Source organism: Candidatus Viridilinea mediisalina, from assembly GCF_002532535.1.
Taxonomy (GTDB): domain Bacteria; phylum Chloroflexota; class Chloroflexia; order Chloroflexales; family Chloroflexaceae; genus Viridilinea; species Viridilinea mediisalina.
In genome coordinates this window covers 13,018-27,891 of record NZ_NQWI01000003.1, presented here as the reverse complement: position 1 = coordinate 27,891, position 14,874 = coordinate 13,018, and the positions used below count along the sequence as shown (strand labels likewise).

Genomic DNA, 14,874 nt, shown 5'->3' with positions numbered 1-14,874 from the left:
ATTACGGGATAAGTAGGCAAGAACAGTAACCTGATGGGCCCGCCCGACCCTTGGAGCGTCAAGGTCAAGGCCTTTGACCGAGTGTACACTGCCTTGGAATGGTTCCTTTTCAAGCGCGAGGAAATCGCAAACGCACGTCGGAAGTAAGTAGTTCGTGCTGTACGTACGTCGGAGGCTTGTACGCAACGCCATGCGTTGTAAGCCGTTACCACTGTCGAACGTTCGGTTCCGAGATGTTATCGTCCGCACGTGGAACTCTTCGCAAACCATGATTCAGTGCAGAGCCGGGGGTTTTTACCCCCGGCTTTTGCCGTTTCGGAATAGTAGGGGGCATGGTATGGTTCGGTGGCATCTTATCGTTTACGAAGGCGCAAGCATGCGATGACGTGAAGCCTTCGCTGCTTCGCCTCACGTATCCTCACGCCCCTGACTGTCTGATAAAACCCTGATACCAGATTTGACTCTTCCCCGCTTTTATGCGACAATAAGCCCCGCTAGTGAGTGCAACATTTTCTCATTTGCTTGGGAAACAGGCTGTTATGCGCGTGTACGTTGGGCAGGCGGTCGTTGTTGGTCAAATCCAGATACAGACACGATTCCGGCACTGCCGCTAGGACTTCTGGCTCGTTTTGAGCTGGAAGATTTTTATTGTTGTGACAACATCGGTTTTGCGCCCAGTCTATCCCTTCACCGCTATCGTTGGCCAAGAGCGGCTTAAGCGCGCCCTCATTCTCAATGCGATCAATTCGCGGGTGGGTGGTGTGCTTATTCGTGGCGAGAAGGGCACCGCCAAATCAACCGCTGTGCGCGGTCTTGCGCACCTGCTCCCCTCGATCCATGTGGTTGAGGGCTGTCCCTACTCCTGTCAACCCGACCGCCCCGCTGGCTTGTGTGTGGCATGTCAGGGTCGCAGTGTTGAAGTGGGGGCCTTGCCTACCTACGAACGTCCGACGCGCCTCGTGGAGTTGCCGGTTTCGGCCTCCGAGGATCGCGTGGTCGGGGCGCTCGATCTGGAGCATGCGATTACCGAGGGCCAGCGCCGTTTTGAACCTGGCCTGCTTGCCCACGTCAATCGCGGCTTGCTCTATGTGGATGAGGTCAATCTGCTTGATGACCACCTCGTTGATCTGTTGCTCGACGCAGCCGCTATGGGCGTCAATACGGTGGAACGCGAGGGGGTAAGTATCTCCCATCCGGCCCGTTTCATCCTTGTGGGGACGATGAACCCTGAAGAGGGTGAGTTGCGCCCGCAGTTGCTTGACCGCTTTGGGCTTGCTGTTGAGGTCGCTGGTCTGCTTGATGTGCCCTCGCGGGTCGCGGTGATCGAACGACGGCTTAGCTATGAGGCCGATGCCCATACCTTTATGGCGCAGTGGCAACAGGCTGAAGCGGAGTTGGCCGGACGAATTGCGGCTGCCCGGGAACTGCTGCCGATTGTGGTCATGGATAGCTCCGATATGGCTGCGGTAGCAAGCCTCTGTATCGAGTTGGGTGTGGATGGCCATCGCGCCGATCTCACGATCCTTGAGACCGCACGTACCCATGCGGCTTGGAGTGGGCGCACCCGTCTGGGGGTGGAAGATATTCGCATTGCGGCTGAGTTGGCCCTGCCCCACCGTATGCGCCGCCAGCCCTTTACCGATATTCGCCTTGATGAACAGCGCGTCGCTGCGATCTTAGAGCGTAATGGCAAAGCGGCTGAACATCCAGCCAGTGGCGATGAGCTAAAAAAAAAGGCTAATTTGAGTACACCCACGGAGAGTGGCGAGGGGGGCGATGAGCAGGGCGGTGGTGGTCAGGTTACGCCCCTTGGCAGCGCTGGAAGCAGCGAGACCAGTAGCCCTCCAAGCCAGAACCAAGCGAGTGGTAAGCAGTTTGAGGCCGACCAGATGTTTCGTACGCGCCGCCTTGAAGCTCAGAGCGACCGCCAACAGCGCCGTTCACCAGGTAAGCGCACCCGTACCCGCACAACCCGGAAGCAGGGACGCTACATCCGTAGCCGCCGCGCTGAACGGGTTACCGATCTGGCCCTTGATGCGACCCTGCGTGAAGCCGCTGTCTATCAGCGCAAGCGCCGCCACGAACTGGCCCATACGATTGCCTTGCCCCATCGCCGTCGCCCGAAAGTCCTCATTCAACGCAGCGATATGCGCCAGAAGGTGCGCGTGCGCCGCACCCGTAACGCCGTCTGTTTTGTGGTTGATGCGAGTTGGAGCATGGCCGCCGAAGAGCGGATGCAAGCAACGAAAGCCGCAGTTCTTTCGCTGCTGCGCGACGCCTACCAACGCCGCGACCGCGTTGGCCTCGTGAGTTTTCAACGTGACTACGCCCGTGTCTTGTTGCCCCTAACCAATAGTGTTGAACTGGCCCAAAAGCGCCTCCAGACCATGCCCACCGGCGGCAAGACACCTCTAGCCCGTGGGATGCTCACCGCCTTCGAGTTGCTCGAGAAGGCTCGTCGTCAAGACGAAGAGGTGCTCCCATTGATGGTGCTACTCACCGATGGGCAGGCCAACGTTGCGATTAGCCAACTGCCCCCCCAACAGGAGGCGTATCAGATCGCTGATCTGATCGCCACCCGTGCGATCCGCGCCATCGTGATCGATACCGAACATCCTAGTTTTGAGCGCGGCCTCTCACGGCGTTTAGCCGAGCATCTGCGGGGGGCTTACTATCGGCTTGAAGATCTGAGTGATGATGGCCTCGTCCAGGCTGTCCGTCGCCAGATGCAGCAGTAGGGGCTAACCACGCGCCCTGCCCGAGCATAGAGTGTCGTTTTGTCAATTATACGCAGGAGGGAAGTAGGAGATGACCGACCAGGTACGTAGGGATGGAACCGCCGAGGGCGAGCTGCTTGATCCGCTGCTCGACGCAGCGGATGCTCCGGCGGCGCAGGCCGAGGAAGCCTCGTCGCAGCCGACGACGGAGGCTGAGCCCGTAGGCCAGCCTACGCCTGAGCCGGAGGCCGCTGAACCGGAGCAGGTTGCCGTTGCCGCCGAGCCGGAGGCCGCCGAGCCGGAGCAGGTTGCCGTTGCCGCCGAGCCGGAGCATGTTGCCGTTGCCGCCGAGCCGGAGGCCGCCGAGCCGGAGCAGGTTGCCATTGCCGCCGAGCCGGAGGCCGCCGAGCCAGAGCAGGTTGCCGCTACCGCCGAGCCGGAGCATGTTGCCGCTACCGCCGAGCCGGAGGCCGCCGAGCCAGAGCAGGTTGCCGCTGCCGCCGAGCCGGAGGCTGCCGAGGTTGAGGCTGAAGCCGCTGGAGCAAGTTTTACGCCGGTTGCCGAAGAGCAGTCCCGGCCCCGCAAGCTGAAAGATCTCCAGGCCGGCATGGAGCTAGATGGGCGGGTCACGTCCATTGCGCTCTATGGTATCTTTGTGGATGTTGGCGTTGGCCGTGATGGCCTCGTGCATATCTCAGAGATGAGCGACACGCGCATCGATAAGCCGTCTGATATTGTGCAGATTGATGATCGCGTGCGCGTGCGGATCAAGAGCATTGATCCTGAAGCACGCCGCATTAGCTTAACGATGCGTACTGGTAGCGGTGAGCGTGAACGGGGTGGCCGTGGCAAGCCCCGCCGCGCTGAAGTGGATAAGGATCGCTTGTCCTCCATTAAGGTTGGCGATGTGGTTGATGGGACGATTACTGGCTATGCGCCCTTCGGAGCGTTCGCTGATATTGGCGTGGGCAAGGATGGCCTTGTGCATGTCAGTGAGTTGGCCGAAGGCCGCGTTGAACGGCCTGAAGATGCCGTGAAAGTGGGGGATCGCTTCCAGTTTAAGATCCTTGAAGTTGACCCCGATGGCACCCGGATTAGCCTGAGCCTACGCCGTGCCCAACGCACCCAGAAGATGCAGGGCCTTGAGCCGGGTAGTGTGATCGAAGGTACGGTAAGTGGCATTGCACCCTTCGGTGCTTTTGTAGACATTGGTGTTGGCCGTGATGGGCTTGTCCATATTTCGGCCCTTTCTAGCAGCCGCGTCAACCGCGTCGAGGATGTGGTGAAGGTGGGCGACCGTGTGAGTGTGCGGGTGCTTGAGGTTGACCAGCAGAGCAAGCGCATTAGCTTGACGATGCGTGTTGACGAGAGCGATGAGGAGCAGCATGGTTCGTTGGAAGAGGATTTTGCCTCTGCTGCGCCTAGCCGCTCGTCGGCAAACAGTGGTGTGGCAACGCGCCCCAGCCCCCCCGCGACGCAACGCTTCGCTTCAGCCGCTGAGGCCAAGGCGGGCCGCGACCGTGAGCGTGAGCGCCGTGAACGGCGTGAGCGTGACCGCAATCGCGTTCAGGCCCAACCCGAGATCTATAGCACCGAGGATGTCGAAGAGGAGTTTGTGGGTGACGCCACCCTCGAAGATCTCTTGACCAAGTTTGGTGGCCCAACCAGCCGCCGCGAGCGCCGTAACAATCGCCGTGGTGAAGAGTCCGACTATGAAGATGAGGGCGATGGCGACGAGGTGCGTCAGGATCGACGCCAGCGCGATGTCATCCGCCGTACCCTCCAGCAGGTCGGGCGGGACGAGTGAGTAGAGTTGTATCTTCACGTTTTGTTTCGTTGTGGCGGCTTCGCCGCCACAACGAAACAAAACGTTTTATTTGACATAGCCGCACTGCGGCACGTATAATGCATTGTCCAAAATTTCAAAGGAGTGATCGATCATGCCAAAACGAACGTGGCAGCCGAAGCGTATTCCACGCCGCCGCAAACATGGCTTCCTTGCACGGATGGCCACGAAGGACGGGCGTGAAATTTTGCGCCGCCGCCGCATGAAGGGCCGCCATAAATTGACGGTAAGCGATGAGCGGCGTCATGGTAACCGTCGCGGCCATCGCTAGGCTTGTATGAAACGCGCCTATCGGTTGCGTCGGCCTGAGCAATTTCGGCGCGTCCGGCAAGAGGGGCGCAGTCTGCATACGCCGCTCTTGACGCTGCAAGTGCTTACCGGACGCCGCCGCCGGATCCGCTGCGGCTTTGTGGTTACCAAACGGCTTGGTACTGCGGTGCAGCGCAATCGCGCAAAGCGACGCCTGCGTGAGGCGGTACGTCTCGCGCTCCCGTCGCTCAACTTGGGCTACGATCTCGTCTTTGTGGTGCGTAGCCCCGAGCTTATCACCCTGCCTTTTGATGCATTACGTCAGCGTATCGAACAACTCTTGCGTCGTGCTGGCCTGTGGGGTCAGGAAATACCTGTACCCCCAAGCTAATTGATGGCTCGCCCCACCGGCATGGGGGCACAACTGCGGAACGCCTGTAGGCGTGTACATCTTGAGGAGACCGTATGTGGTCTAGTTTTGTTGGTTTTCTTGAACTTGCACTGATCTGGTTTTCGTCAGTTACTGGAAGTGTTGCTCTTGGCATCATTCTCTTTACGATTGCTGCGCGTTTGATCATCCTGCCGTTGACCCTCAGCTCGATTCGTTCGAGCCGACGGATGCAGGAGTTGCAGCCCCTGATCAAAGATTTGCAGCGCAAGCATGGCAAAGATGCCCAAAAACTTCAAGAAGAGACGCTCAAGCTCTATCGTGAACATAAAGTAAATCCGGTAGGCGGTTGTCTGCCTTTGTTGCTCCAGTTGCCTATCTTCTTTGGTGTTTACCAAGCGGTCTACCACCTCTTTGGTGGCGAGACGGGCCGCCAATACCTCAGTGAGGGTGCCGCAATACGCCTTGAAGACCCGATCATCCATGAACTCTTCGAGCGCAAGCTCTTTGGTGTGATTGATGCCGGTCAGGCGACGTTTGGCTCTGATGGCTACAGTGGCCTTGTGTTTGTCATTTTGCCGCTGCTCTCGATTGTCTTCCAGTTTCTGCAGACCCTCATGGCCACGCCGCGTGTCCAGGATCCGCAGCAGAAGATGATGACCCAGATGATGATGTTTATGCCCCTGATCTTTGGCTATATTGCCTTTACCTTCCCTCAGGGTGCGGTACTCTACTGGGTGACGAGTAGTGTGATTGGGGTTGTGCAGCAGTACTTTACAGCAGGTTGGGGTTCGCTGGCCAACTATCTGAAGTTTCTGCCGCCCGATGGCAAAACGATGCTCAACCCTGCCCTTACTCCGGCAGTTGTTGCTGGCGATGCTGGCGGTAGTGCTGCTGTCGCTGCTGCGCCACGCGCCGACTTCTGGAGTGTGATGAGCCCCTTGACCGCTGCGAAGGATGGCTCCACACCTGAAACTGAGGCTGCCAAACCAGCACCTACTGAACCGAGTGAACATTCAACTACCCGAACCCGTCCGCAGAATCGTCAGCCCGTCAATGCACGCCGCTCGCGTAAGCGTAAGTGAGGCTTCCATGAAGAGCATCGAGATCAGTGCCCGCACCGTCGCTGAGGCCGTTGAGTTGGCGCTGGCCCAACTGGGTAAGGATCGCGATGAGGTGGCCATTGCGGTCTTGGAACCAGGTGAAGGGGGCGATGAAGCCCTCGTGCGTGTTTCTGTGGTGGATGAAGAAGGCGATGAGCCGAGCGTTGTTGTGCCTGAACCATCGAGTGAAGTGCAAGTGATTGCACGTCAAATGCTCGATGATCTGTTGGAGCGGATGCATATCCATGCCTATGTCACTCCGGTGCTGGTACGTGTGCCCGGCCAGAAGGGTGAGATTGAAGAGACGGTCACGCTCCATGTGGAGGGCGCAGACGAGGAGGCCATGGGGCTGTTGATCGGGCGTCGTGGCGAGACGCTGCGTTCCCTCCAGTTTTTGCTGAACCTGCTGGTGAGCCGTCGTGTCCAAAAGTGGCCGCAGGTTGTCGTGGATGTGGGCAACTACCGCCAGCGCCGCCAAGAGTCGCTCGAAGGTCTCGCCCTGCGCATGGCCGAGCGTGTGCGTCAGAGTGGCCGCCCAATCATGCTTGAACCTATGGCAGCCTACGAGCGCCGGATTGTCCATTTGGCGCTACGTGGCGATCAATCGATCTATACCGAGAGTTCGGGCGAAGGCGAGAACCGCAAGATTGTGATCTACCCGGCGCGGTAGCTTTGGCATAGCCGCTCTTTGCTCTTTTGTTGCCCCAGTTCAGACAGTGCATGCTATACTAAGCGTAGTACTGCATCTGTGAAGGGTGACATGGATAAGAGCTATGCCAAGCCAACCTCCTGATAATTTAGAAACACTTCAACCGGACGAATTGCTTGAGTTGGTGCGCGAGTTGCTGATGGTGAATGAGCAACTCCGCGCCCACCACGCAACTCCGCCAACCGCTGCACAGAGTCTGTTGGACGACCAGTTGCGGCGCACGTCGCTGTTGACCCAATTGGCGATTGAGTTCCGTGAGTCGGTTGATCCGGCTACGATTGTTGAACATACCCTGCGAGCGGTAACGGTTCACTTAGTGGTAGCTGGAGCTAGCATCATTTTGGTGGGCTCAAACGATAGTATTGAGTTGGCCACGGTGGTTATTGATGGTGCGGTTCAGCCCATGGATCAGGGCCTTGCGGTCGAGGTGGTCGAGAAGGGGCTGGCTGGTTGGGCCTTGCGCCACGGCAGTAGTGTCGCCCTCTCCGATGTGGCCCGCGATCGGCGTTGGCTTGAGTTTAGTGAGCGCCATCGCAGTGGTAGTGTGATTGTCATTCCGGTGCGCCAGTCGTCGGCTACACTGGGGGTCTTGACGGTTCACCGTGCGGTGCCGTATGCCTTTAGTAGCCACGATTTGATTCTGCTCGAAGGGGTGGCGGCCCAGTTGGGGGTGGCCCTCAGTGCGGCCCGCCATCAGGCGAGTGAGCGCCAACGACGCAATCAAGCCATGGCCCTGTTGGCTATGAGCCAGTTCCTGACGGCTGAACGGACGCCAACTGAGTTGGCGACCATGCTGCAAGAGAAGAGTATCGCCGTCTTTGGGGCCCAAGCAGGTCTGCTCTTCCTTGCCGATGATGGCGATGAGTTGCACCCCGTACTGCCCGAAGGCGAACATGCCCCCGATGAGCAGATGGTCACTATGGCTTCTGGGGCGGCACGCCTAGCTTGGGCGAGCCAGCGGATTGCGACGACTGGCCCTGCCCCCGAGGTGACATGTGTGGCCATGCCGCTGATTAACCACGGGGTAACGATTGGCTCTTATGCGCTGGTGCATGCCAGTGGGGGCAATTTCTCCGCTGCGGTCTGGTCGCTGCTGACGGTCTTTACCCATGCCATTGCCGCAGCCTGTGCCAATATTAACCTTGTGACCCGCCTTGTCCATCAGGCACGTTCGCTCGAGAGCCTGGTTGAGCAGCGGACCCAGCAGGTGATCCGTTCGCGCGATGCCTTACGCGCAATTTTTGATCATCTCAATGAGGGGATTCTGCTGCTCGATAGCGATGAGCGCGTGGTGGCTGCGAATGCCTACTTTTGTAAACAGATCGTTGGCTTGCATCCCCGCGAAGTTGTGGGCCACTCCTACGCCGAAGTGCGCCAGATGATCGAGCGCCAGGGTACGCTAACTATCGAAGACCTGCCCTCCAATAATCGTGGTGCTCAACGCTCAATGGTGCATCAAACCCGCAACAATGGGCAGCGCCATATGTTGGTTGAACGGACGCCTGTGGGTAGCGCGAAACGTGCTGAGCAGATGATTGAATTCTGGCGCATGCAGAGTACGCGGAGCTAAACACAATACGTTTCAAATACGACGGTTTCTTGACGCAAAGGCGCAAGGGCGCAGAGTTTTTTGCATATGAGCGCCAAACCTTTGCGGCTTTGCGCGAGCTTATTTGAAAGGTATTGGAGCTAAACAGTGGGCCAACATGTTGGATGTGCCCCAGTTTTGTGGTATCTTTACTCATTATGCCAGAGTTCTTCATTGCACCGGGTGGCCTGCGGCTGATTGTCGAGGAACTGCCCCATACCTATTCAGTGTCGTTGGGCTGTTTTATTGGCGCTGGGGCACGCCATGAGGCGCCTGCGTGTAGCGGTGCGGCCCATTTTATCGAACATATGCTCTTTAAGGGTTCGCAGCACTATCCTAATGCCCGTACTATTTCACAGACGATTGAGGGGGTGGGGGGCCTGCTCAATGCTTCGACCGCCTATGAGTCGACGGTCTACTACACGAAGGTCGCAACGATTCATTTTGATCGCGCTGCCCAACTCTTGGGTGATATGCTGCTGCATCCGCTCTTTGAGTTGCACGAACTGGAAAAGGAGCGCCGCGTGATCATTGAAGAGTTGCGCGGTTTGCAGGATGTCCCCGGCGATTGGGTACACGATCTGCTGCAACAGACGATGTGGGCCCAAACACCGCTTGGACGTGATATTGCCGGAAGTGTTGAGACGGTGAGTGCGATTAGTCGCAACGATCTGGCTGAATTTTGGCAGCGCCACTACAATCGCTCCAATATGGTAGTCTCGGTTGCTGGGAATATTCGCGCCGAGCGTGTAGCTGAATGTGTTGGGGCTGCGTTTATGCCCATGAGCGATGGTCTGCCCACTGCGCCTCAAGCAGTTCCTGTGCCTGTCTCCGGCCCACGCTTGACTCTGATGAGCCGTGATACCGAACAGGGCAATTTCTGCTTTGGCCTGCCCGGTTTGGCCTATAACGATCCCGACCGCCGCCCCCTTCAGGTTCTCGATTCGATCCTCGGTGGGGGGATGTCCTCGCGGCTCTTCCAGTTGCTCCGCGAAGACCATGGCCTTGCCTACCACGTTGGCTCGTACCATAACGAACTCTCTGATACGGGGATGTGGGTTGTCTATGGGAGCGTTGAACCGGAGGCGCTCCGTGATGCCATCGCTCTCGTCTTGGAGATGTTGCGCGAATTGGTACACTATGGGGTCACCGACGATGAGTTGGGGATGGTCAAAGAACAGGTCAAAGGCGGGCTGCTGCTCTCCTTGGAAGATACGTGGTCGGTAGCTTCACGCAACGGTGCCCATCTGCTGCGTTACGGCCATGTGATGCCGGTCGAGCAGGTGGTCGCTGAAGTGGAGGCGGTCACGGCTGAGGATGTGCGTCGGGTGGCCAAGCGCCTGATCCGCAACGATAGTCTCCACGTAGCCGTGATTGGCCCCTATAATGATGAAGATAGCCGCGATCTTGAGGTCCTCGTCGCTGAGGCATTGCTCTAGTTAACGAATTGAAGGGGTAGAAGCTCAATGCAGAATTCGCAACACAAACACACCAAATCGATCGCCATCGTGGGCGCTGGTGTGGCAGGGTTGGCAGCAGGCCGTGAATTGATGCAGGCTGGTCATACGGTAGCGATCTTTGAAAAGAGCCGTGGTGTGGGTGGACGGGTGGCAACTCGTCGCGTTGGTGATTTCTGTATTGACCATGGTGCCCAGTTGATCAAGGCACCCAGTGCGCCCCTTTTGGCACTTGTGCAGGATAGTGGGACGGCCCAAGAACTGACTGCCCCGGTCTGGACGTTTGACGGCATGGGGCGGATCATGCCCGGCGATCCGGCGATGAACACCGAGCCTAAATGGGTCTGGACGAATGGCAATAATGCGTTGGCGCAGCATATGGCCCAGGGGCTGAATGTGAGCTTGGAGCGCAGCGTTGCCGCCCTTATGTCGGTAGGTGCAGGCTATGAGGTGGTGGATACGAGCGGTGAGCGGGTTGGCCCCTTTGATGTTGTGCTCTTGACCGCACCGGCACCTCAGTCGGCGGCGATTCTTGCGGCCAGCGAGATTGATCCAGAAGTGCGGAGTGAGTTGTTGGCGGCGCTGCAACCCGCCCGCTACCGCCCATGCATTTCGCTGGCGCTGGCCTATAAGCAAAGCCCAACGCCCCCTTGGTATGCCCTAGTGAATACCGACCGTATGCACCCAATCACATGGTTAGCCTGCGAGCATGCCAAGCCGGGGCGCACCCCAGAGGGCCACGGGCTGATGCTGGCCCAAATGGCTCCCGCTTGGAGCCAGACCCATTGGGAGGCGCTGGTAAAAGATACCTACGACCAAGATGGGCTGATTCCTGCGCCAGTGGCCGATGTGCATACCTACATCTGTGCGCTGGTTGATACCGATCTCGAACCGCCACTCTGGGTTGATATTCAGCGCTGGCGCTACGCCCTGGCCGATACGTCGTGTGGTGTGGCTGCCAGCGCAGGGCGTGCCGGTATCTTTGTGGCAGGCGATATGGAGTTGGGCCAGGGCCGCGCCCATTTGGCGATTAGCAGCGGCTGGGCTGCGGCCCGGCGCATTGGGGATTTTTTGGTCGAGTGCTGAGGGAGAGGGAGAGGGAGAGAGAGGTACAGAGGTTTTTGAACCACAGAGGCACAGAGAGCACAGAGAGGGTTTTTATTGGGAAGGCGGTCGCCGCCGTGATTGGTTCGCCTCCATGGTGCAGGGGTTTTTGAACCACAGAGGCACAGAGAGCACAGAGAGGTTTTTTGGGAAGGCGGTTGCCGCCGTGATTGGTTCGCCTCCATGTTCCATGGTGCAGGGGTTTTTGAACCACAGAGGCACAGAGAGCACAGAGAGGGTTTTTGGGAAGGCGATTACCATGATTGGTCTGCCTCCATCAACAACTCTGTGTCCTCGGTGCCTCTGTGGTTCAAATCTCTATACCCTCATATACCCTCTCCCATCAACAACTCTGTGTCCTCGGTGCCTCTGTGGTTCAAATCTCTATACCCTCATATAACCTCAACCCATCGCCTCATCCGCCGCCGCCGCCAACGCAAAGTCCTTCATGGTCAAGCCACCTGCATCATGGGTGGTGAGCGTCAACGTGACCTTGTTGTAGCGGATGTCAATGTCGGGGTGGTGCCCGGCTGCTTCGGCCAGAAAACCGATCTGGGTCACAAAGGCGATGGCGGCGGGAAAGCCGGAGAGCTTGTAGGTCTTGCACAAGGCTTCGCCTTGGCGCGTCCATCCGTGGATCTGTTCCATGTGAAGGGTGATTTCGTCCGGGCTGAGTCTGTTCATGGGCTGTTTTGCTCCTTATGTAATGGTTCGTAATGACGTTACAGCTTGTGAGGACGCGAGGACGCGAGGACGCGAGGACGCGAAACCCTCGCCTCTTCGCCTCACGCATCCTCACCTACTTCCTAGCAAGGCTTTCCACCAGACGTTCTGCCGCTGCGCCACGCCCGAAGGCCAGGGTGATGGGGGTGTTGCTCCCGGGGTAGTAGGCGGTGGGACCAAGGGCGCGAGCGTCGGGGCCAAGGGCGGTGATGGCTCGTGCCTGTTCGTCTAGGTTGGCACTAGCCGGGAGAATGATCAAGGCTGGCCCATCATTGGCAATGGGCCCATCGCCGTAGATCCCAGGTGCCGGTAAGCCCCACCCCAGGTAGCGTACAGGTTCGCTGAGACGGGCGCTCTGCGGCAGGTAGACCCGCACCTGACGCAGCATGGCGTCGTTGCTGCGCCAAGGGGCACGGGCGGCATGACCCATGCTGGTGGTAACGAGATCAAACTCGTGGTAGACACGGGGCTCATAACGCATGATACCAAAATAGAGCCAAACATTAAAGCTCAGACTGGCACCAAGTATGAATAGCATAAGCAGACCTTTGGCTCTAATACCATTTACGATTGTAGATTGCCGATTGCCGATTGCCGAACATTGCGTCCCAATGGGCGTTAGCGTTCTTGATACTGCGGCATGTTCAAGGCTCATTGGTATAAGGTTGGTGGAGAGTTGCGTGAAGCCTACCGCCGCGAGCATGCACGCGGGGGCGAGGGTGCCCAATGAGCGCATGGCGTGGGGCGCGTCACCACTGAAGATGCCTGGGAGCATATAGATGCCTCCTAGTGCCAGCGGCAGCGCGAGGGCAGGTTGACGCCAGCCCCCCGCGAGGCTCAAGCCGAGGCCAAAGGCCAAGCCTAAGCCCACGAGTGGATCGAGCAGCGGCGCGTTGGGCAGATGGTGACGACCGTTGCTATCGCCAGCAACGTGGTAGGCGAGGGCGTAGTCTCTAAGATTGGCGAGCAACAAGGCCGCAGGGGTGCGCTGCTCAATACTCTGGCTATCGAGCAACGAGACGCTGCCAACGCGCCGGTTGTAGCCAGCGAGATCATTGAGTAGGTAGAAGGCGAGTGGGCTGACGGTGATCAGTCCAACCAGCAGCGCAACCGCAAGACCGGGCAAGGCCCGCTGCCACGCCGCTCGCGCAACGCCCAAGCGGAGCAAGACCACCGCCGCCAATACCAAAGGTGCTACGCGCCCCGTGTGGTAGGTGTAGAGCGCCAGGGCGCCTAAGCAGCCGGCGGCGGCAGAACAAAGGAACAGAGGAACGGAAGAACGGAAGAACAGAAGAACAGAAGAACGGAAGAACGGAAGAACGGAAGAACGGAAGAACGGAAGAACAGAAGAACGGAAGAACGGAAGAACGGAAGAACGGAAGAACAGAAGAACAGAAGAACTGTCGGACATAGCTGTTCCTCTGTTCTTTTGTTCCTTTGTTCCTTTGTTCTTCTGTTCTTCTGTTCTGCTGCTCTTCTGTTCCTCTGCTCTTCTGCTCCTCTGTTCCTCTGTTCTTCCCCCCATCCCACGCCAGAGCAGGCCGATGGCCGTGAGGGTAAAGAGGTGGTCGAGGGTTGCAGGGAAGGCCCAGCGGCTCATACTGAGGCTCCAGGAGGCCCAGGCGAGCAGGGCGGCGGCAATGAGGGCGTTGCGCCGTCCGAGCAGCGGTGTGGCGGCCCACGCGAGCGCAAGGGGCGTCAGGGCACCGGCGAGGGCGCTGATGAGGCGGGCACTCCAGAGCTCAGGGCCAAAGAAGCCTACGATGGGAGCCATGAGGTAGAAGAGCAGGGCCGGGAGATCGGCACCGCCCACAACGTAGATGGGGCGATACGTGGGATCATGCCAGATCTGCAGGGCTTGCAATCCATGACGCGCCTCGTCGCGCCAGAGGCCCGCTGGTTGCGCGTCTAGGTTGACGAGCCGTAAACCCAAGGCAATACTGAAGATCAGCATGAGGCCAAGGGCAAAATGGGGCGTGCGAAGGGCTTGGCTTGGCTGGCTCGCTAGTGCATTGAGCTGTTGCCTTGGGATGTGTGGTAAACCTGCCCAAACCCCCAGAATAAGCAGGCTCACACCAAGGGGCGCAGGCAGCCCAAAGCGCAGCAGCAGGAGTGCGGCGAGGGCTAGACCAACACCAAGCCAAGTAGTCCATGGATGGGCCTTGAGCCATGCCCAAACGCGCTGATGGGCAACCTTGAGGGCGGGCCAAGCAAGCAGCAGCATGAGGGGCAGCAGTGGAAACCATGGCCAACCCAAGGTAGGCAGCCAGTAGCCTGCGCTGCTTGGCAGAGCCACTGCGAGGCCAACCAGCCCCGCAAGGATGCTACCGCCCCCCAAGGCCAAGCGTGGATTGGCGCCCAAGCGGATCAATAACAGCCACAGGAGCAACGGCATGGCCGCCAGATAGATGGTGCGAATCGGTTGTGGCAGTGCGTTACCCATTGGCACAGCACTGGCACTGAAGTTGCTGAGTGCCACCCCAAGCTCACGCGGGTCGCCAGGGGCACGGAAGGGCGCACTACGCAGCACCAAGGCGGTCTCGCCAGAGGGCTGGGTGGGCACCATGAGCCAAAAGTCGCGCCAATGCTCACTGGTTTGTAGGTGGGCCAGTGGTACTCCGGCAGTACTGAGTTCTACCAAGGCTGAGGGATCACCGGGGGCGCGTGGCCCCGCAAGGCGCAAGCGCACGAGCGCGGGCTGGCCCTCGAAGCCATGAAGGAAGATTGCCGCCTCACCCGCCGACCAGCGGTAGGTTGCTTGTTCATGCGTTTCAAGGGCGTAGAAACGGGCTAAGAACTGGCCAATGCGCGGATGTTCAGCCTGAAGTTCAAGGCTTGGTTGGGCCAACAGCGCCCCGCCAACCAGAGTGAGCAGGGTCAGCATTATAAGGGCAAGGGCATGGGAAATAAGGGCTTGCATATGTGGCTTTATTATTGCTTGTGGTATCATAATGATTACCTCTTTTTGTTTCGTTTGGGCGGCGAAGCCG

Annotated in this window: 11 protein-coding genes; 9 read left to right on the top strand and 2 right to left on the bottom strand. The window is 58.7% G+C overall.

The genetic code is table 11. The annotated features are described in order from the left end of the window. The first annotated feature begins 653 nt into the window (after positions 1-653). The 9 genes from CJ255_RS01195 (at position 654) to CJ255_RS01155 (ending at position 11,143) form a co-directional block, all read left to right on the top strand. Positions 654-2,738, top strand: a complete 2,085-nt coding sequence (locus tag CJ255_RS01195) for a putative cobaltochelatase (protein ID WP_245863099.1) — start codon at positions 654-656, stop codon at positions 2,736-2,738. A gap of 70 nt (positions 2,739-2,808) precedes the next feature. Continuing rightward, positions 2,809-4,524 carry a S1 RNA-binding domain-containing protein gene (locus CJ255_RS01190; protein WP_097642264.1) on the top strand — a complete coding sequence of 572 codons (1,716 nt, stop codon included), beginning with the start codon at positions 2,809-2,811 and terminating at the stop codon, positions 4,522-4,524. A gap of 133 nt (positions 4,525-4,657) precedes the next feature. After that, a complete protein-coding gene (rpmH, locus tag CJ255_RS01185; protein WP_097642263.1) occupies positions 4,658-4,834 on the top strand; it encodes a 50S ribosomal protein L34 in 177 nt (58 codons plus the stop codon). A 6-nt stretch (positions 4,835-4,840) separates the two neighbouring features. Beyond that, positions 4,841-5,203 carry a ribonuclease P protein component gene (rnpA, locus tag CJ255_RS01180; protein ID WP_097642262.1) on the top strand — a complete coding sequence of 121 codons (363 nt, stop codon included), beginning with the start codon at positions 4,841-4,843 and terminating at the stop codon, positions 5,201-5,203. Positions 5,204-5,277: 74 nt separating this feature from the next. Further along, complete coding sequence (locus tag CJ255_RS01175) at positions 5,278-6,285, top strand: YidC/Oxa1 family membrane protein insertase (protein ID WP_097642261.1); 1,008 nt, start codon at positions 5,278-5,280, stop codon at positions 6,283-6,285. A gap of 7 nt (positions 6,286-6,292) precedes the next feature. Then, positions 6,293-6,973 (top strand): RNA-binding cell elongation regulator Jag/EloR, encoded by a 681-nt coding sequence (gene jag / locus CJ255_RS01170; RefSeq protein WP_097642260.1) that lies wholly within the window; start codon positions 6,293-6,295, stop codon positions 6,971-6,973. Between the two features lie 103 nt (positions 6,974-7,076). After that, positions 7,077-8,582, top strand: a complete 1,506-nt coding sequence (locus tag CJ255_RS01165) for a GAF domain-containing protein (protein WP_097642259.1) — start codon at positions 7,077-7,079, stop codon at positions 8,580-8,582. A gap of 176 nt (positions 8,583-8,758) precedes the next feature. After that, positions 8,759-10,039 (top strand): M16 family metallopeptidase, encoded by a 1,281-nt coding sequence (locus CJ255_RS01160; protein ID WP_097642319.1) that lies wholly within the window; start codon positions 8,759-8,761, stop codon positions 10,037-10,039. 27 nt (positions 10,040-10,066) lie between these two features. Further along, entirely contained in the window at positions 10,067-11,143 is a 1,077-nt protein-coding gene (locus tag CJ255_RS01155) for an NAD(P)/FAD-dependent oxidoreductase (RefSeq protein ID WP_097642258.1), read from the top strand. 420 nt (positions 11,144-11,563) lie between these two features. Here CJ255_RS01155 and CJ255_RS01150 read toward each other — a convergent pair whose 3' ends face one another. Next, entirely contained in the window at positions 11,564-11,845 is a 282-nt protein-coding gene (locus CJ255_RS01150; protein ID WP_097642257.1) for a 4a-hydroxytetrahydrobiopterin dehydratase, read from the bottom strand. 115 nt (positions 11,846-11,960) lie between these two features. Then, on the bottom strand, positions 11,961-14,804 hold the full coding sequence (locus tag CJ255_RS01145; RefSeq protein ID WP_097642256.1) for an ArnT family glycosyltransferase: 2,844 nt from the start codon (positions 14,802-14,804) through the stop codon (positions 11,961-11,963). Between the last annotated feature and the right edge of the window lie 70 nt (positions 14,805-14,874).